The following is a 19,686-nucleotide window of genomic DNA, read 5'->3' on the forward strand; positions in this document are numbered from 1 at the left end:
ATACCTTTTGTTCTTTCTTCTTTCTTTATAATATTTAATATCAATTTTAATATTATTTTTTTCGAAAAACTAGTATTCCAAATTCAATTTCAGTATCCAATTGAGAAATTGCTTTCAATTTTCTTTCATCGTCAACACTTGTTTTATAATAATACGGTGTCATAGTAAAAAGATTAACAATATCTTCGTTACATGATAGATTAATTATTTCCCTAACTTCATGTTCTTCTATAACCTCAAAGCCTTCCAGTTCATGGCAATGAAATATTCATAAATATTAGCAGTGTACCAGCACTCACCACAACCGGCATACAGAATTACGCAGCCATCCCATACATATTTTTTTATAAGTTCTGAAAGCTTCTTTAAAAGAGACGCGAAATATTCCTTATTCAAAAAATCCCTTCTAGCACGAACCATCAACTTATCATCTCCATGCTGCTTTCCTTTTTTTTGTTTGGATAATAGCAAATTTACATATTCGATTTTTGCCAAATCAAAGCTATGCTTGTTTTCACAAGATAAGCTTTTATTACATAAATTTAGTTGCTTTCTGCATACAGGGCAAAGAAAATTATCCATTTTGTAATCTCCTTTTCAATCATAATAACATCCCTCATCAAACTCCTATATTTTACTCTTAACTTAAAATACACCTAGAATCATTATAGTAAGATATTTACATCTAATAAATATGCGTTCAAGCTATAATAGTATCTAGCATAAAGATAAGGAGACCTTCTCTGCTTTATTATTCCCTCTACCTCAATAATTAGAATTTGTTTAACCCTAATGAACTAAATTAGCTTATTTACCATAATAAGTATTGAACATTTAATCGCTTAATAATTTATAAACTTTATTTATATAATCTTTATCTTCAAAATAATCTGATATTTTCAACATTAATACTGACCCCTCTGTTCCTTTAAATGCTTTTTTAAACTTATTCTTATCATTAAGCATAACACGTTTTATTTCAACAAATAATCCAGTTAGACTAGAATACCATTTTGCTTTATATTAGCGTTATGTCATAACTTAAGAATAATCTGAAGGAAATTATTTGAATGAAATGCCTATTACCTACGCCAGTCATAGGGTAAAAGTTCTCGTATAGTTACAATTACACCTTTCTTAACCATTACTTCGGCGTTAAGATTTTCTTCGTGCAGTTGACTTATAAATTCACGACATCGACCACAAGGTGGCATAATACCTCCATTACAACCTACAGCAATCATTTTTAGCACTTGGCTTTCACCAGCAGTTATCATTGCAGCCGCAGCAGCATGTTCGGCACAAAAGCCCATACCACACCCAGTATCAATACAAACGCCAGTATATACATTCCCACTTTTGGTAAGAATAGCAGCACCAACTTCACCTGCTTCTGCACATTCTGAAATCTTACGCGGATTTATTACCGATTTTGCTAGTTCATATAGTTCATCAAATTGCATAAATATCATACTCCTTTAATCACATTATTTTTTCAAAATTAATTCACTTCACAATAACTTACTATTATGTAACACTCTTCATGAATATAATACCATTATTTCCTAAAACTGTACATATTTTAAGCACTACTAACACAATCTAATTCATAAAACACTATATAAACCAACTGTATTATTGAAAATTGAGCCTTTGGAGATATTTATATGTTGATCACAATACTTGTTAAATATAATTTTTAATAATTTACAATTGAATTACCATCACGTTTTCATCCCACATTATTTCTCCATTTTTTTCAAAGCCAACACTTTCATATAACTTTTCAGCAGATACATTTGTAATTGAAACTGTTGTATAAAATTTTATATTTCCATATTCAATTCTTATTAAGTCAAGCATCTTTAAGATTGCTTTTTTTCCCAATCCTTTACCTTGATACTTTTTATCAATCATAAATCTAAGTAACATTGGCTTACTTGTATCTTCTTCAATTCCATATAAGAGGAATCCAATTAGTGTTTCATCTTCAAATATGCATTTTGCATTCCAATTATCACATAATAAACTTATAATAATTGAATTCCAATTTGGTGCTACAATTCCCTCTTGCTCCTCATAAACCTCCAATTTAGTACATTCATACCAATTTTCTTTTGTTACTTGTTTCAATGAAATCCCCATTTTATTTCCTCCTTGTAACTTTCGTTTTGTTATACTACTACTTTGAACTATTATATTTCCTTTGCTTCACACTCCACATAAAATGTGTATTAAAAATAATTAAATCTATATGTAAATTGTATTATATTGTTGTAAAAATAACCATGAGGTAATGTATATCTGATATCGCAGTTTATAAGATTAAAATCTAAGTTATATACTTTGTTTAATGTTTAAAGTATAATATTTTAGCTCTGCTTTTGTTAAAGTAATTATTTCTACTATATTTAGTATTTTTAATTTTACTTAAGCCTTTGGTGCTTTTAATAAATTTGATAGAATCCTTTGGGGATATTTATATGTGATTAGAATACTATGGCATTGTCATAGGTATTATGGATTTGAGATTATAAAATATAGATAATTTCTTATTTATAACGCTATGTTTTAATATAATGTTGAAATATAGCCTTATAAATTATAGGTGGGATTGGCCACCTATAATACTCAATAAAAGAAAATTGAGAACTAAATATCAATTGTTTTATTTCACCTCGTAATGGAGTTCAACAAATTGATTGAATCTCCTTATCCCCTTTAACTTTAGTTCTATCTCAAAATCATTTTTTTTAAATAAAGGTATTCCATGACCTATTAGTGTAGGTGATATATTAATAATAAATTCGTCAACTAACCTTTCTTTAATAAAGGAATTTAGAAGAACACCGCCGCCAACAAGCCATATGTTTCCTCCATCCAGTCTTTTGATTTTATTTGTAAATTCCACTACATCTTGATTAATAAATTCTACATTTTCATTCTTACCTTCTTCTGATTTAGAAAATACATAACACTTTTTATTCTTATAAGGGAAATTACCTTTTTCTTTTTCAATAATCCAGTCATAAGTTCTTCTGCCAATTAGTATAGTATCAACTGTGTTGTAGAATTCAGAATATCCATTATCTCCTTCTCCTTCAGTTTTAAACAACCATTCCAAGGAATCATCTTCTGTCGCTATGTAACCATCTAAACTTGTTGCAATATATAAAACTAATTTTCTATTGTTGGACATATATAAACCTCCATACTTATAAAATTCAATCTAATTTTAAAACATAATTAGCGAACAATAAATTACTATTGTTCATTAGATTTTAGTTTTTAATAACACTTATTATAACATAATTTACAAAATATCACACCTGCTATACATACATTGGCTCTCTATTTTTAAAATCTTTTATTTTGATATATGAATGGGTTACATTAGCACACTCTGAAATAAAATCTATATCTATCTTTTTCTCCACATTGTAGATGTAGAAAATGGGTACAATCCAATACTGTAATAGAATTGTTGTGATGAACCAACTATTGCTTTTTTAGCTCCAAGTAAATTTACTCGTCTAATTCCTTCTAAAACTGCACACTTCCCTAATCCTAACTTTCTATAAGCTGGATCAGTTGCCACAGGCTCAATAACAGCAAAACCAGCTTTAGGTTCATACCACATACCACAATAAGAAACAAAATTACCCTCTGAATTAACAACTGCTACCTTTAAATTTAAATCTACATTAGGCCTTATCACAGATGCTTTTATTTCTAAACTTTATAATCATATATATACCTCCCATATACCCTAAAATAAGTTATATATAATATTAGTTTAAATCATTCTAATACTAAATCAAAGATAAAAAACATTTCTATATTGTTTTTTACATTAAAAAATACTACTTAATAAAAGTATTATTCAAACCATCTTTTTGTATTATAATTGTTTAAAGTCCATTTATTGGTAAATAATAACTTATTAGCAAAACAAATTATATTACAATTTGTTCACGTTCCCCGATGGATTTTCCCTTCCAGCAAGGAAAGATATATTTGAAATGCATTCATACAAGCATATTAGTCAGTAGCCAAGAGTGAAATAAGCTTCTATTATTCTCAGTACATGCTGGTTCGAACATGTTTAATAATATTTTATAAAAACCCCAAAGTCTTTATATATATGATAAAATAATAGAAAGTTGTGAATTATATGGATAATTTCACATTATAGGAGGGTTGATTTATGGATAAAAACAAATATATGACAATTGAAGATGTAGTTTCACTGCCATGGATGGAATCCGTTAGTATTAGTGAGGATGGCATGTATGCTTCTTATGTAAAAAGGACTACTGATTGGGAAGATAATGCATATAGAAATCATATATGGGTATATGAAAAGGAAAGAAATATACACTATCCAATAACTACTGGAAAGAATGAAAGTAATAATCCATTGTGGTCTTCTAAAAATAACTACTTAGCGTATACAGCTGAGGTTGGAGAAAAGGATGAAAAAAGAACTCAGATATTTCTTAAATCCTTTGATGATCTGAATGGAATTCAGATCACTAACAGTAAAGAAGGCATAAAAAGTTTTAGATGGTCTCCTGATGGTAAAGGTATTTTTTATACAGCCACAGAGGAAGATTCAAAAGAGCTTAAGAGAAGAAAAGAAATTTATGGTGATTTTGAATATATAGACAAGGAGTATAAAAACCATTCACTCTATTATATTGAAATAGATAAGGTATTAAAAGAAATGAAGGAATCAAGAAATGCTCCTACAAATATAGCTGAAAATCATAAAGAAGATAAAGCTAAGGATTACGCAGTTCAGCTAACTAACCCAAAGGAGTTTCATATATCGGGCTTCAATATCTCACCTGATGGAAAAAAAATTATATTTGTAGCTACTCCAACAAGCAGTATTATAGATGATAATACCGATTTATGTATTCTTGATATAAAAACAAGGAGTGTTACAAAGTTAAAGGTTACCGCAAAGCTAGATTCCTCTGTATCCTTTTCACCAGATGGAAAAAAGGTAGCATATCTAAGGGCACCAAGGGATAAAAAATATTATGAGACAAATGTTGAAGAAAACTATGTATTAGAGATATATGATTTAGATAAAAACAAGATAATAAATAGGTTTAAAGAATTTGACGCAGGTATCATGAAATTTAAGTGGACAAGTAAAGGTATATTTACATTATGGCAGGATAGAACACGTATATTATCGGGCTTTATTTTAGAAAATGGAAAAACAAAGCTTTTATGCGATGATGCCATATGTGTTATTTGGGATGCTGCAATAACTTCAGATGGAGAAAATATTGCATATATAAAGATAGCAGAAAATGAAACCTGTGAATTTTATTTAAATGAAAGAAAAATTACTTCTGATTCTAAGGCCTATGAAAATAAGCTTTTAAGTCGTAAGGATTTGGTTACATGGGAAACAAAGGATGGTCTTGAGATTGAAGGAGTATTGTCACTTCCTCAAGATTTTGATGATAAGAAGAAGTACCCTTTATTAGTTGTAATACATGGAGGACCTACATGGGCATCCTTCCCAGTACACAATATGATTAGAAACTATCCAATTGAACAATTTATAGAAAAGGGATTTATTGTATTAGAGCCAAACTACAGGGGTAGCTCAGGCTATGGAAGTAAGTTTATTACTGCAAACCATAGGATGCTTGGACTCGGTGACTATGAGGATGTTATATCAGGAGTGGACATGCTTATAGAGAAGGGCATTGCAGACAGGGAAAGAGTTGGTGTTATGGGTTGGAGCCAGGGAGGATATATTTCTGCCTTCTGTTCAACCTACAGCAATAGATTTAAAGCAATATCTGTAGGAGCTGGTATAAGCAACTGGATTACCTACTATGTAAATACGGATATTACAACATTTACACGAGAATATCTTGGAAATAATCCTTGGAAGGATAAAGAGATATATGAAAAGACATCACCTATGACCTATATAACTTCAGCATGTACCCCAACACTAATTCAGCATGGGGACAAGGATGGAAGAGTTCCAACTCCAAATGCATTTGAGCTATACAGAGGCTTAAAGGATATGGGAGTAGAAACTGAACTTGTAATATTCAAAGGAATGAAACACGGTCCAACAAAGCCAGGTCTCCACAGAGCCATTATGGAACAAAACTTAGATTGGTTTGTTAAGCATATTTAAAATACAAAAACTTTTGGATACAACTAAATCCAGTAGTATGATGTTTATTATAATAATTCCATATAAATTAAAATCCCGATTCTTTTGAAATTCGGGATTTTAATCAAATTATTTAATGTTAAATATCGTTAAACAATTCCATATTCTTTCAATAACTTTTCAATTTCTGTTCCAGCTATTTGCTTTTGAATTTTACGTCTAGTTAATGGTGGCAAATCCAATTTTGGTTTTTCACCATCTAATAAGTTCACACCTGCATTTAACAAATAGCGGATATCATATCTCGAAGCATATACCTCAGGAACTCCTTTTTCAACTCCAGTCAATACATATACTGCTTCCATGGCTGTACGTCCTGAGTATTCGATAGTAAATACAGTATCACGTCCCGGATCATCTAGTGTTTCAGCAAATTGTCCAAGGAAAGCAAAATTTACTGCATTCTTTGGTACAACATAAGGACGATCTCCAAATTCACGAGGCATAAACATTGATGTTATAAATGGCATCATAACAGGAACTGCAGTACAACTTTCTGCCAATTCTTCTATTTTATCTGTAGGAACCCCTATATGATATAACCATTCTTTTGTAATTTCCTTACCAGTGCAATCCCTCAAAGGCTTTTTAATGTAGTCTCCAGGAACATCAGTAAACAAACCATATACCCAAACAACAACATCTTTTTCAGGTTGACCATAGTATTGTTCTTGACGGTTTATGGTCCAGCTCATCAACCAAGAAGAGTCAACTGCTGTGACTATACCACCTGTTACAGTGCGTCCAGTATATGGGGAACGTTTTGTAATCTTTTCAATATATTCAGGAACACGTTCATCATGACAAGTTACTGTACAAGATTCCCAATTAGATTTTTCTGTACTTGTGCAGAACTTATCTGGATTTCCAAATTCATCACATTGAGCTGCTATATTTCTCCACAAAGTCCAGCATCCTTTTGGTTCCTTTTTAAATGGAGCTGGAGTATTGTCATCACCATATCCACTTCCTTCAGTCATGGAACCATTAGTAATAAATACTAAGTCATTTTCTGTTAAGTCAATAGAAATATCATTTTCACTTTTATCCCTTGCAACTATTCTCTTTGCGATTTTTTTATCATTTGAGATTGAGAACTCAACGTTATCAACAGTTACTCCATATTCAAATTTAGCACCATTGTCTTCCAAATATTTAACCATAGGTTTTACAAATGAAGTGTATTGGTCATGGCGTGAAAATTGTAGTGCCGAAAGATTTGTTAAGCCGTCAACATGATGAATGAAACGATTCATATATAATTTCATCTCTAAAGCACTATGCCAGTTCTCAAAAGCAAACATTGTTCTCCATATTGTCCAGAAATCAGTGTTTAAAAGCTCTTCAGAAAAAATATCTTCAATAGATTTGTTTTGAAGTTCTTCATCTGTCATCATTGTAAAAGCAGCTATTTCTTTTGCCAAGTCTTGACCTAGATTGAATTTTCCATTGTCATAGCGTTCACCTTGGTTATTAGTAATACGACAATTGCTAAAGTTTGGGTCGTCATGATTTGTATAATAAAAATGGTCTAACACAGTCATGTTGGGATCTTCTGTAGATGGTAAGGAACTAAATAAATCCCATAAAACCTCAAAATGATGTCCCTGTTCACGTCCACCCCGTGCCACATAACCAATGTTTTGGCGAACTTGTCCGTCCAAACATCCTCCAGGAATATCTAATTGCTCTAAAAAAGTAATCTTACTTCCATCCATGTGAGCATCACGAATCAAAAAACAGCCAGCAGCCAAAGAAGCAATTCCTGTACCAATTAAGTAAGCCTTTTTATCATCAATTCCTTCAGGCTTTCTTGCATTTACTAAAGAATGATAATTCCCATTTGTAAGCGTAAGCCTATCATCATGTGTCTTTAATTTCATTTTACCCCTTCCCTTCCTAATTTATATTCTTTTAAATCCTACTATACTTTAATTTTTTGTATTCAGTTTATTACTATGTCCCTATAGTACAATAATAATTAAATTACCTTAAGCATTGTGATACTTGCTATCAGTAGGATTTATTTATATTTATAATATAACTTTTTTATGTCTTTTACATTAGATAAAAAAACTGAAGTGTTCGAAACTCCAACACCTCAGTTTTTTTATCTAATTTTTAGGCATTCACATTAAAATGACTAATAAAAAGAAATCTCTTATTTTTTATCATATACCATTTAAATCAGCACTTGGCTTAAGGGATAAGAGAATGTTTCCATGAAAAAGCTGCTCAACTTGTCTTATAATAATTTCACAAAACAGTTTTGTCTCTTAGCACTTACTTAGGACTTCTTTTCTAAAGTTTTCTATTGAAACCCTTTCAATAAAAAAGCTTAATTTTTCTCCCTGATTGGCATTTTCCTTATAATACTCAAATATATCATCTACTAACCTTAAAGCCTCTTCTTGTGATAAATCTTTAGCTATAATATCCGCAATCCTAGGATTATATCCCGCTGAACCACCTGCTGTTACCATAAGTTTACCATTAATATCCGCTATAACTCCTACATCCTTACTATAAACACTTCCGCAAGCATTTCTACATCCTGATACACCTATTTTAGTTCTACAAGGCATATCCATCCATTGATATTTTTTAGATAATTTCATACCTATACCAATGGTATTAAATTTTGACCTCTTACAAAATCCTGCTGGGCACATCTCTACATTTTTAACGGAATTTTGAGTTTTAACAGCCGGCTCCATATGTAGTTCTTCCCATATTTTAGGCAAATCACTTTCCTGTAAATTAGTTATCAATATTCTCTGTCCAGATGTTATTTTTATAGCCCCATTATACTTTTTAGCTACTTCAGCTATTTTTTGAAGCTTTTCCGGGGTTATAAACCCCCCAGGTATATGCGGAGTTATACCATATTTCCTTTTGCCTCCCCTTATCTTTTGCAAATTTCCAAAATATTCTCCCATATATTGCCTCCTGTATTTTATTTTTTAAATATATTATATCCCATTTAATATATTTAAAAAAGACATCCGTATTTATCCTGTATTTAGTAAAATAAACTTCTAATCATATGATGCCCATTCTATTACAATTATTAATGTTAAATAAAAATATCCCATAAAGGCCATTAACATCTTTATGGAATATTTTTAAAATATAATTATGCTAAAAATAATTTAATATCAGTAAGTTTAATTGTATTTATGCTTAAATAAATTACTCCTCTACTGGTTCAAACTCTTCTTTTCCAACTCCGCAAATAGGACAAGTCCAATCCTCAGGAATGTCTTCAAATTTAGTTCCTGGTGCGATACCAGAGTCTTCATCTCCTAGTTCAGGATCATAAATATATCCACAAGGTATGCATATATACTTCTTCATAAGCTTTCACCTCCTAGTATTTTTATAATATTTAGTTTACCCTCAAACTATGTTTTTTAATTATTAGTATTTTACACTCTTCCAATAAATTGGTGAATATACTTCTGCTATTTCCGGTAACATTACATCTTAAATCCGAGTCTGGAACCCTGTCAGAAAATTTATATACTATTGCAATGCTATTTGTGTTAATATATTACTAGGTAATATATTACTTATTAATTATTTAATGTATATTTAGTATAATGTGTAAAATATATTATGTTTTAAATATATAATTTTTAAGTGGGGGCAGCCCTTTCTTTGCATTTTATATGGGTTGGTCACCTTAGTTGGGGGGAATATATATGTTAGGTGAAAAAGTTATAGAAATTAATGACTTAGAAATGAGCTATGGAACAAAAAAAGTGTTAAAAGGTGTTAATTTAGAAATTCATAAAGGAGAAATAATAGGCTATATTGGCCCAAATGGAGCAGGTAAAAGCACAACTGTAAAAATAATGCTTGGACTATTAAACAATTATAACGGAAGTATAAAAATATTTGGGCAGGATATTTCTAATGGAAACATTGAATACAAAAGGAGAATAGGGTATGTACCGGAAGCTGATGACATATATGACAACCTTACACCCATTGAGTATATATCATTTCTAGGAGAAATTTATGGTATTGAATATAATAAATTGTATTCAATGACAAAAAAACTTATGGAACTTTTTAATATAAATACTACATATAATTCAAGAATATGTTCCTATTCTAAAGGAATGAAACAAAAATTTTTAATAATATGTGCTCTTCTTCATAACCCTGATATATTATTTTTAGATGAGCCTCTGAATGGATTAGATGCAAATAGTGTAATGATATTTAAAGAAATTTTATCTAAACTTGCTAGGCAAGGCAAAACTATATTTTATTCATCTCATATAATGGATGTAGTTGAAAAGTTAAGCAGTAGAATAGTACTTCTAAACAATGGTTTAATTGCAGCAGATGGAACCTTTGAAGAACTTAAGAGTAAATGCAGTGAAGGTTCACTTGAACAAATTTTCAATGAACTTACAGGTTTTACTAAGCATAAAGAAATAGCAGAAGAATTTGTAAGTGCAATTGAAAATGTGTAAAAAAGAAGGTGCTAAATATGAATGATTATAAAAGTTTAAAAGTACTAGATAAATTTAAAGCTATCTTTGAAAAATTTGGAGTAAACTATAATGTAATGAGGAAAATTGTCCAAATTCAGCTTACGCTTGATGATAGACAAACACCCACTGCATTTATTTCTAATGACAAAAAAAATCGAGAAGAAAATAGAAACTTTTCAAAGGTTTTATTACTATATTTAGTTATAGGTGGCCTGTGTTCTATGGTGATTTTTACAAAATTACCGATATTTTTAAAGATGTCTTTAATATTAGGTATCATAATTTTTATGGTAACAACTACATTTATATCTGATTTTTCGTCTGTACTTCTTGACATTAAATACAAAAATATACTTGTACCAAAACCAATTGATATTAAAACTATAAATGTGGCAAAAATAGTTCACATTTTCATATATATGTTTTTAATCACAATGGCCTTTGCTGGTCCCTCAATAATTGCTTGTGCCGCAAAACATGGGATATTATTTGCATTTATTTTCTTTTTAGAAATAATACTAATAGACTTAATGTGTATACTATTTACCTCATTGTTATATATGGCTATTTTATACTTTTTTGATGGAGAAAAACTGAAAGATGTAATAAATTATTTTCAAATATTTTTAAGCATATTGCTAACATTTGGATATCAATTTTTAGGAAGACTATTCGATGCTTTAGATATAAATCTTAGCTTCACCTTAAAGTGGCAGCATGGCTTTCTTCCAAGTACATGGTTTGCCTCCTTGCTTTCACTTATTAATGAACGTAATTTTGAAACATTGAATATCGTATTTTCAATATTTGCAATAGTTATTCCTCTTTTATCAATATTTATTTATTTTAAATTTATTATTACTTATTTTGAAAACAATCTCCAAAAACTTATGAATAATTATAGCAAAAAATCTAATAAAACAGAAAGAACTTTAAATAGAAGTAGAAAAATAGCATCACTTTTTTGTTCAAATAATATAGAAAGTTCTACATTTATATTCACTAAGAACATGTGCTCAAATGAAAGAAATTTTAAACTCAGATTATATCCAGGACTTGCATTTTATTTAGCTTTTCCATTTATTATTCTCCTACCATTTATTCGCGAGGCAACGTCATTTTCGCAAGTTTCAAATGAAATTGCTAGTGGTAATCTATACTTAGTTTTATATTTTTTAGTAATATTTTTGCCTTTAGACTTAGTGCTAATTACTCAAAGCAGCAAGCATAAAGCCGCATGGCTATATAGATTTTTACCCATAAAAACTCCGGCTCCTTTATTAAAAGGTGCTTTTAAAAGCTTCAGCTTCTACTATATATATTCTACTTTTATATTTGATAGTGTGATATTCTTAATGCTAGGAAAGTTCAATATACATTTGTTGTTTAACATAATTATCATGTTTTTAAATTTAAGCTTAATTAATATAATTACCTTTAAAAATCTCAAAAAATCTCTTCCATTTTCCTTGAAATTTACAACTAATGGCCCTAAAAATATACTCTTGTGCATTTTGATTATGTGCCTAGGTGGGCTTTTAGCTTTTATACATTTTGCTACTAAGTTTTTAAAACACGGAATACTCCTATATGGTGTTGTACTTTTATTTTTAAATATTTACCTATGGAGAAAAAAATTAAATGTTAGTTGGAAAGAATTATCATAAAAAGGTTCCAAGAAAAAATTTAAGCATAAGACAGTAACTATTTGCTATCTTATGCTTAAATACTATGGTTTAATATCCACTGTTTTATGTCATCTTTAGAAAAAGATCCATTAGCTGCATTTAGCTAGCTGGTTTAAAGCTACGTCATTTTCTTCTATAAATTCATCAACTAACTTTTTATGCTCTTTATTATTTTTTTCTTTTAGATATTCTGCAAAATCTATAACTTCTGATAACATATCTTCTGACATATCCTTAGATAGTTCTATAAGTTTTTTTGCCAAAGACATTAAAATCACTCCTTTCCATGTATTATAATATAGTCCGTTGGAGAATGCTACTACCATTGATTTTACTATTTTTTAATGTTTTAATTATATATTTCACTTAAAAGTGATAGCAAACATAAACTTCTAGTTTATGTCACGACCTCTAATGTGCTGCTAGAAAAAGGTTCATCTCATCATTCTAAAAAATCAATTCTCCTGGTTTATAGCCAGAAGGCAATTCTTCTTCACTTAAAAATTTGAAATTGTCATCACGTAGTATTGGCAAAAATACTTCGTATGGTATCTTAGAAAACTCACAAGCATAACTACTTGCTCCAAACCACTTACCCTCTTTGCTACTTAAATTTAAATCTCTAGCAAACTTTGTATGATTTGAGCAATCATGAACTGCTAAATCCCAGTTTTCTTCATCGGCTATCTTCATGAATTTCAAAGTTAATTCCCTACTCCAAATTGGAGAAATATAACCATGTCTAGAAATATACATATTTTCTCCATAATAATTGTCTATATTATTTTCATTTAAATGTAATTCTGCACAGTTTATAAAATCAAGTTTTGTATCTAAGATTGCTTGCTTTTTCTTAAAAAATGCTTCGAAAAACTCAGGAGTCATTGGAGTTTCAATTCCTACATTTTTAATATATTTTTTAGCTATTCTAATATTTTCAATAACTTTGTCTGAACAATTAGAGGCACCTAGGTTGAAACGCACCTCGTCAAGACCGGCTTCACCTAACGCTTTCAATGTCTCTTCTGTAGCTAAAATGCCATTTGTATATAGATGTTGATGAATTTGGGCATCACTAAATTTCTTTATAACCAAATAGTACTTTTCAATTTCCATAAATGGTTCTAAATAAACGTAGGAAATTCCAGTAGGTTTCTGGTGTATGGAAAGAAGTAAATCAATATCCTTCTCATAAAATTTTGTGCCTCCGATTTCCCACATACCTTCACCAATTGGAGGAATATCATCTAGTTCTCCATAATTATAACAAAACTTACACTGTATGTTACATTTGTTGGTTTTCCTAATTGCACTCAAACCAGTTCCTAAGAGACAAGAACGACATCCCTTAGAAAATTTGCTGTCATTTCCCACAAAAAAAGTTCTATTCTCTAAGGTTTTCAAACCTTTAATTTCCGACATTAACATATCATTTCTATGATTGATTGCTTCCTCAATTTGTGCAAAAGTAGCATAAATAATTTCTTGTTGTTTTATCATAACTTCCTGATCTTCTGGTAACATGGAAAAAAATTCAAACCATGTTAACGCATCTTTCTTCGAAATTTTCATAATGTATCCTCCTCTAATTAATCTTCATAAAAAAGTCAATCTATATCTTCTTGCTTTTCTTCTGTATCTCTTCTCTTTTTTATTGAGATTTCCGCCTATTTTTATCCCTATAACTCTTTGATGATACATGATTCGAACCATTATTTCAAGCTTTTTATCTTGTTTTTGGTAAGTGAAAGGGGCTGTGGCGTTAAGAATAAACGCTACAATATATTATGCTAATTTTTAATTTGCAAATCAACATATTGTATGTAAATTCCCTAGTGCCACAGCCCCCTTAGCAAACATAAAATTCTAGTTTATGTCACTTTTTCTAAGGTCGTACCAGAAAAAAGTTATATATTTATGTCCATATTAAATTTCTACTGCTAATGCATAAGCACTTCTTACTGCATCAATTACTTTTGCTGGTTTAAGTGAATCTCCAATGCAGTAGATTTCTTCTGCAATATGATTTTTAAGAGCCTTATAATACAGCTCATTTTCTGATTTGAATCCTAGCGCAAGCAATACAAAATCAGCATCTATTGAAACCTGTTTTGTTTCTGTTCCAGATGACTTTGCCAGTGGATTTTCTGTATTCTTAGGAAGTAATGGAGTCCAGCTCATATAAGGGTCTGGTAAGTATTTACTAGTCTTTTTTGCTGCAATAACCTTGCCATTCTCAAACTTTTCAACACGACAACCATTATATAAATTCACATTATCATTTAATCTTAAATAATTCAATAAATGTCCACGATTAGCTGTACATACACCTTCCATAAAATTATCTGCCATTTCTAATACATCTACTTTTTTATTATTTTCATAAGCTAATTTATATGCAGTTTCAACTCCTACAACACCACCGCCTATAACTACTATCTTCTCTTTTCCATCTAAAATAGAAGCATCTACAAGGGCCTCGGTAGCCATTGCATAAGGAGTATTTTTTAAACCTTCAAATGGTGGAACAATATCCCTTGTACCATTAGCAAATACCATTGCATCAAATTGATCTTTTATTAATTCCATATCTACCTTTGTATTAAACTTCTTAATCAAGCTGCAGCATTTCGTGGCTAACAGTTTCAACATTTATACCTCTACAGTATAAATATCTTTTTTACCTACAACAATATGTGTTGTAGAATTTATTCTTAGTACCACAACCCCGTTGATTTTTATTCAATATTAAACTTAACAGTTTTTATTGTGACCTCTCCATCCTTACTTACAGCAGTAATTCTCATCTCATGTTTGCCTTTAGCAGATATTTCCTTTCCGTCATAAAATCTACCATCTAACAGCATAACAACATGAGAATCCTTAAGATCCACACTTATAACTGGAGTTACAGCCTCATTATAAGTCTTGTTGTCCTCTATTCCAGTAACAGTTATTACTGGCTTAGGATTAGTTATAGTAAACCCCTTTACCTTAACAGCTATGTTTCCAAAACCATCAACAGCAGTAACCTTTAAGAAGTAAACACCAGGTTTTGATATTTCAGTATTGTTATTAAATGTATTTCCGTTAAGCTCCATATTTACTGCAGCAGTTTCATTATTTATTGCTACTGATGGAGTTACTGGAGCAGTATAAGTCTTACCATGTTCAAATCCCTGGATAGTTATCATTGGAGCTGCTACTTTTGTTTTTATCTCTGTAATTGACTCTATAGATGGTGTACCACTATATAAATCCCTAGAACCTCTTATTTCAATAAAATCTCCAACCTTAGCATTATCTAAAATATTCTTGTTTTCTAATGGGTTAAAATACTTTGAAATAACCTGCTGAGGAATAATTATTGCACTTGGATCATTCCTGTAATCAGTGCTTGTCTTATTATCCGATAAAATAAATACTTTTTCCTCACCAAACGCTGCATCTTTAGAAGTTAGGTATCCTTGAACAATTACCTTCTTGTTATCAGCATCATTATCCTTAGCTAAAAGAGCTTTTGCAGATTTTACTGATATAATATTTTCTGGCTTTGCAGCTGAAACATTATCTTTTTCAGTATATGCCTTTAAACATACATTAGTATTCTTGTAGATATCTGTAAGGTCATTCCATTCATTACCGTCTCCACTTATGAAACTTTCACCAGCATTTGCTGTAGCTTTTGATGAATAACCTTCCCAAGGATACTCTATAGCAATAGGTTCAACCTCTCCAGGAGTAGTAACTTTAACTAATACCGCAAATCTTTTATCTTTTATAAGGTCTATAGGTTTGTCCACCTTTACAGTATGGTATCCACCATATTCAAAGGTACCTTTCTTTATCTTTATAGCATTATTAAAACCATTTTTCTCATAATCAGGCTGCAAATATAGCTCATAAGTTGTATTTGGTCCTAAAGCGTAGAAACCAGCGGAAGTAAATTTTTCTTTTTCTGTTGAAGTAAATACATTAGCAAACCAAACGCTATTACTATCATTTACACCAGTAGTAGTAACAAAACCTAAAGGATCATATTGATATATTTTGTCATTTTCCTTTACAGGAGCACCCCTTAAAAATTGCGTTGACATGTACTTAGTTATATATTTATCATAATATGATACATAAAAATAACCCTTATCTCCCCACTTTGGTCCCCAACTGTTTTGTGCTATAAAAGCACCGTTTCCAGGAGGAGTATTCACAAAATTTTCCTTTGAATAATTATCATCCCAACCAACAATAGTTACCTGGTGATTTAATGGACTACCAGCCCCAGTATAATCAGTATTCCAGTAAAATGATGCTTTTTCTTTATTGTACACCTTTGCTCTATCCTCTAAAGTTTCGTAAAAATGTAAGTAGCTATCTACAGCACCATTTTCCATTATAGCCTTTTTAAACATGTCGTTATCTAGTGGATTTTGGCGTTCTGGTATAAAATTTATATTTTCTACACGCATTACAGGCTTGTTGCCATCACGTCTTACAACATCTTTAGGTTCCCCAGAAGCAGGAAAAGGAGCGTGATTTTCCAGTACAGGACCCTCTCCACGTAGGAAATAAGCAGCAGCCTCAAGCATAGTTCCTACATAATTTGGTCTATCATAAAGATTATGAGTTGCAATATCTATCTCAGAAAAATCATATCTTTTATTTTCCTTCATTAGTATATTACTTTCTAATGAAGCAATAGCGGCAAAACTCCAGCAACATAAAACATTCCCTTGATCTCTAACTGGATTCACCTTGTTTATTTCTCTCAAGTCAAATTTATCTGGATAGTTCTTAGCTTGGTTTTCTTTTTCTAAAAATTGATACTTTGGTGGAGATTGTATTACCTTTTGTTCTTTCTCTTTAGCCAAAACTGCATTGCTAGGCATCAGCATTGCTGTAATTAAAACAGCACTAATACCCTTTGATAAGAATTTCCCCTTCATAAAAATATACCCCCTTATATCCTTTACGATTTAATGCGATATTATGACCTCCCTCCTTTGTAGATTTATAATTGTTCTTAAGAAACTTTTACGGAATATAATGTAATATAGTATATATCTTACCATTATAGTATTTTATTAACAATGGGTTGCAAAAAAAAAGTCTACAATAACAAAAATTCACTACTGACTTTTTTCACTTTAGGGATGAAATCTGAATAACAAGCATAAACTTCCAGCTTATGTCACAGTTCCTGAGGTACTGACAGAAAAAGACTGTAGTGAAGCGGAAGACTTTTTCCTAATTTCTAACTATAGCACCATCTTATATATCTTTGATTCAAATGTAGCGCTACCGTCTGCCTTGGTGAAAACACTATTATGATGAAATTTTAGACCATTCTTTTCCATCACTTTTATCGATTGTGGATTTTCTATTGCTGCTTCTCCAACAATGGTTTTAATGCCATTTTCCTGCGCTAATCGAATCAGAGCCTGAAGTAATTCGGTAGCGTAACCATTTCCCCAAGCCTCGGGTTCTAAACAATATCCAAATCCCCATTCATCTTCTAATCCTTCTGATCCAATTCCGCATGTTCCAATAATATTCTCCGTATCCTTCCTAATAATTACAAATGAATAATCTGAATCACTATTACTGTCAGGAAGCATGTTCCTTATATCTTCAACATTTTTATACAAAGAATCCCACAGATACTTATTTACTCTCGGATTGCCCCATATGCGAAAAATCTCCTCTGCATCCTCTTTGTTCATATTTCGTAAAACTAACCTTTCTGTCTCTAACATATTAACCTCCCAAAATAAAATTTATCCTCTATAAAGACATTTATTTAAAGTTCAGCATGCTCCAATAATCTTCTTTTTTTCTTTACAATGATTATTTCTATAACACCTGTAATAAACAACAATACATAGCTTAATATCATTACACACCCAACATCTAGTGCGTATCTAAATATATAAAACCATGAACTTCCTAGTATACTAGTAATATAAATTAATGATAAAATAGGCAACATAAAATTTAATGTTGAAATATATATTTCTTTATATATTCCTCATATGATAATCCTGAAACTTTCTCTATTATTAACCCAAGTATCTGATAGTTTTCATTAGAATAGTTATAATTAATCCCAATCGGATCTTTTGTCTCAACATTTCTCAATTCTTCAATATAATCCTTAGTATTATCTAAATCATTCTTAGATACATATTTAATAGCTGAAAATCTACTTAATCCACTAGTATGATTTAATAAATTTATTACTTTAATTTCACTAGCAGCTCTAATATTTTCTAACTTAAACCACGGCAAATAATTTTGAACTGTAGAATTCAAATCTATTTTGCCTTGCTTAACCAATTGCATTATAGCCAGTGCTGTAAAAGATTTAGTTGTAGATCCTATAATTAATGGCGTATCATTTTTTAATACTCTCTTATTTTCCACGTCTCTATACCCAAAACTTTTCATATATAAAACTTTATCCTTACTAATTATACTTACTCCAAGTCCCGGCGCATTTGATGCATTAAACTTTTCATTAATATATTTATCTATTTTTTTCAAATCCAAATTATCATATGCCAATGCCTCCCTAGTTGAAATTACACAACAAAGTATAATTATAGAAAACACTATTATGCTTATGATATTTAAAAATTTTTTCATGCTAAGCCCCTTATTAAACTATTAGCTATACCTCTAATTTTTTATAATAGCCATATTATATGGATACATACCCTTACCTAAATTAATTCTTCCAATTAATTTCTTTGAATCTATATCTATCACTACAATAACATTATTTCCAGTATCTGATATGAACAAATAAAAATCCTTAAGCACCATAGTCGATGGTCCTTTAAATCTTTCTAATTCTCCTATAATTTCATCTTTTTTAGTATCTATTATAGTTATTTTTTCTCCCATCTGATCCCAAAAACTATTTTTATCTCTATTGGTTATATAGGCAATATCATTTTTATCAATAACTATATTTGATGGTAAACAATTTAGCCTTATATCTTTCAAATGTTTTCCATCAATACTTTTAAATTCCTGAATTTTTCGTTTCACTTAAACTGCCTATAAACACGTCATTATTTTTAATCCTAGTCATTTCTTTAATATCATATTTTATTGCATTGTTTTGAATAGAGTCTACTTGCAGATACATTAAATTTAATGCTAAATTAAATTATGTTTTCCAATAATCTCCTTATTTATTCTATACTTCATTATACATTTACTCCAATCAGAAAGCAAACATAAATTTCCAGTTCATATCATAACCCCT

Annotated in this window: 20 protein-coding genes; 3 read left to right on the forward strand and 17 right to left on the reverse strand. The window is 30.3% G+C overall.

Translation table 11 applies throughout. The annotated features are described in order from the left end of the window. Window positions 1-228 precede the first annotated feature (228 nt). From CC89_RS00410 to CC89_RS00430, 6 genes are all read right to left on the reverse strand, one after another. Window positions 229-582, reverse strand: a complete 354-nt coding sequence (locus tag CC89_RS00410) for a putative RNA methyltransferase (RefSeq protein ID WP_051931343.1) — start codon at window positions 580-582, stop codon at window positions 229-231. 252 nt (window positions 583-834) lie between these two features. Continuing rightward, window positions 835-966 carry a hypothetical protein gene (locus CC89_RS20880; RefSeq protein WP_286161263.1) on the reverse strand — a complete coding sequence of 44 codons (132 nt, stop codon included), beginning with the start codon at window positions 964-966 and terminating at the stop codon, window positions 835-837. A 116-nt stretch (window positions 967-1,082) separates the two neighbouring features. Further along, the gene (locus CC89_RS00415; protein ID WP_502685615.1) at window positions 1,083-1,472 is read right to left on the reverse strand and encodes a cytidine deaminase family protein; all 390 of its coding nucleotides are present in this window, start codon (window positions 1,470-1,472) and stop codon (window positions 1,083-1,085) included. 235 nt (window positions 1,473-1,707) lie between these two features. Further along, window positions 1,708-2,145, reverse strand: a complete 438-nt coding sequence (locus CC89_RS00420; protein WP_035287842.1) for a GNAT family N-acetyltransferase — start codon at window positions 2,143-2,145, stop codon at window positions 1,708-1,710. Window positions 2,146-2,668: 523 nt separating this feature from the next. Further along, on the reverse strand, window positions 2,669-3,199 hold the full coding sequence (locus CC89_RS00425) for a dihydrofolate reductase family protein (RefSeq protein ID WP_035287845.1): 531 nt from the start codon (window positions 3,197-3,199) through the stop codon (window positions 2,669-2,671). A 222-nt stretch (window positions 3,200-3,421) separates the two neighbouring features. Then, on the reverse strand, window positions 3,422-3,718 hold the full coding sequence (locus tag CC89_RS00430; protein ID WP_035287847.1) for a GNAT family N-acetyltransferase: 297 nt from the start codon (window positions 3,716-3,718) through the stop codon (window positions 3,422-3,424). A gap of 489 nt (window positions 3,719-4,207) precedes the next feature. Here CC89_RS00430 and CC89_RS00435 point away from each other — a divergent pair, with 489 nt between their 5' ends. After that, window positions 4,208-6,178, forward strand: coding sequence for an alpha/beta hydrolase family protein (locus CC89_RS00435; RefSeq protein ID WP_035287850.1), 1,971 nt, complete (start codon window positions 4,208-4,210; stop codon window positions 6,176-6,178). 128 nt (window positions 6,179-6,306) lie between these two features. Here CC89_RS00435 and CC89_RS00440 read toward each other — a convergent pair whose 3' ends face one another. The 3 genes from CC89_RS00440 to rd all read right to left on the reverse strand — a co-directional run bounded on the left by CC89_RS00440 (window position 6,307) and on the right by rd (window position 9,574). After that, window positions 6,307-8,100 (reverse strand): oleate hydratase, encoded by a 1,794-nt coding sequence (locus tag CC89_RS00440; RefSeq protein ID WP_035287851.1) that lies wholly within the window; start codon window positions 8,098-8,100, stop codon window positions 6,307-6,309. A gap of 393 nt (window positions 8,101-8,493) precedes the next feature. Next, complete coding sequence (locus CC89_RS00445) at window positions 8,494-9,156, reverse strand: ferredoxin-like domain-containing protein (protein ID WP_035287853.1); 663 nt, start codon at window positions 9,154-9,156, stop codon at window positions 8,494-8,496. A gap of 253 nt (window positions 9,157-9,409) precedes the next feature. After that, window positions 9,410-9,574 carry a rubredoxin gene (gene rd, locus CC89_RS19730; protein WP_081896905.1) on the reverse strand — a complete coding sequence of 55 codons (165 nt, stop codon included), beginning with the start codon at window positions 9,572-9,574 and terminating at the stop codon, window positions 9,410-9,412. A gap of 347 nt (window positions 9,575-9,921) precedes the next feature. Here rd and CC89_RS00450 point away from each other — a divergent pair, with 347 nt between their 5' ends. After that, window positions 9,922-10,704 (forward strand): ABC transporter ATP-binding protein, encoded by a 783-nt coding sequence (locus tag CC89_RS00450; protein ID WP_035287855.1) that lies wholly within the window; start codon window positions 9,922-9,924, stop codon window positions 10,702-10,704. Between the two features lie 17 nt (window positions 10,705-10,721). Beyond that, entirely contained in the window at window positions 10,722-12,392 is a 1,671-nt protein-coding gene (locus CC89_RS00455; protein WP_035287857.1) for a hypothetical protein, read from the forward strand. A gap of 110 nt (window positions 12,393-12,502) precedes the next feature. Here the strand turns inward: CC89_RS00455 and CC89_RS00460 are convergent, their stop codons facing one another. From CC89_RS00460 to CC89_RS00490, 8 genes are all read right to left on the reverse strand, one after another. Next, complete coding sequence (locus CC89_RS00460) at window positions 12,503-12,682, reverse strand: DUF2281 domain-containing protein (protein ID WP_035287859.1); 180 nt, start codon at window positions 12,680-12,682, stop codon at window positions 12,503-12,505. A 178-nt stretch (window positions 12,683-12,860) separates the two neighbouring features. Next, a complete protein-coding gene (locus CC89_RS00465; protein WP_035287862.1) occupies window positions 12,861-13,985 on the reverse strand; it encodes a radical SAM protein in 1,125 nt (374 codons plus the stop codon). 354 nt (window positions 13,986-14,339) lie between these two features. Beyond that, the gene (locus tag CC89_RS00470; protein ID WP_207641489.1) at window positions 14,340-15,032 is read right to left on the reverse strand and encodes an FAD-dependent oxidoreductase; all 693 of its coding nucleotides are present in this window, start codon (window positions 15,030-15,032) and stop codon (window positions 14,340-14,342) included. A gap of 119 nt (window positions 15,033-15,151) precedes the next feature. Next, complete coding sequence (locus CC89_RS19330) at window positions 15,152-17,359, reverse strand: lectin like domain-containing protein (protein ID WP_051931344.1); 2,208 nt, start codon at window positions 17,357-17,359, stop codon at window positions 15,152-15,154. A gap of 312 nt (window positions 17,360-17,671) precedes the next feature. Continuing rightward, window positions 17,672-18,169: a GNAT family N-acetyltransferase gene (locus CC89_RS00480; protein WP_035287867.1), complete on the reverse strand. Its 498-nt coding sequence runs from the start codon at window positions 18,167-18,169 to the stop codon at window positions 17,672-17,674. 44 nt (window positions 18,170-18,213) lie between these two features. Then, complete coding sequence (locus tag CC89_RS20200) at window positions 18,214-18,402, reverse strand: hypothetical protein (protein ID WP_185750625.1); 189 nt, start codon at window positions 18,400-18,402, stop codon at window positions 18,214-18,216. A 5-nt stretch (window positions 18,403-18,407) separates the two neighbouring features. After that, a complete protein-coding gene (locus tag CC89_RS00485; protein WP_035287870.1) occupies window positions 18,408-19,058 on the reverse strand; it encodes a serine hydrolase domain-containing protein in 651 nt (216 codons plus the stop codon). 33 nt (window positions 19,059-19,091) lie between these two features. Beyond that, the gene (locus tag CC89_RS00490) at window positions 19,092-19,466 is read right to left on the reverse strand and encodes a YncE family protein (protein WP_035287873.1); all 375 of its coding nucleotides are present in this window, start codon (window positions 19,464-19,466) and stop codon (window positions 19,092-19,094) included. Between the last annotated feature and the right edge of the window lie 220 nt (window positions 19,467-19,686).

Source organism: Clostridium sp. KNHs214, assembly GCF_000744935.1.
Lineage (GTDB): Bacteria > Bacillota > Clostridia > Clostridiales > Clostridiaceae > Haloimpatiens.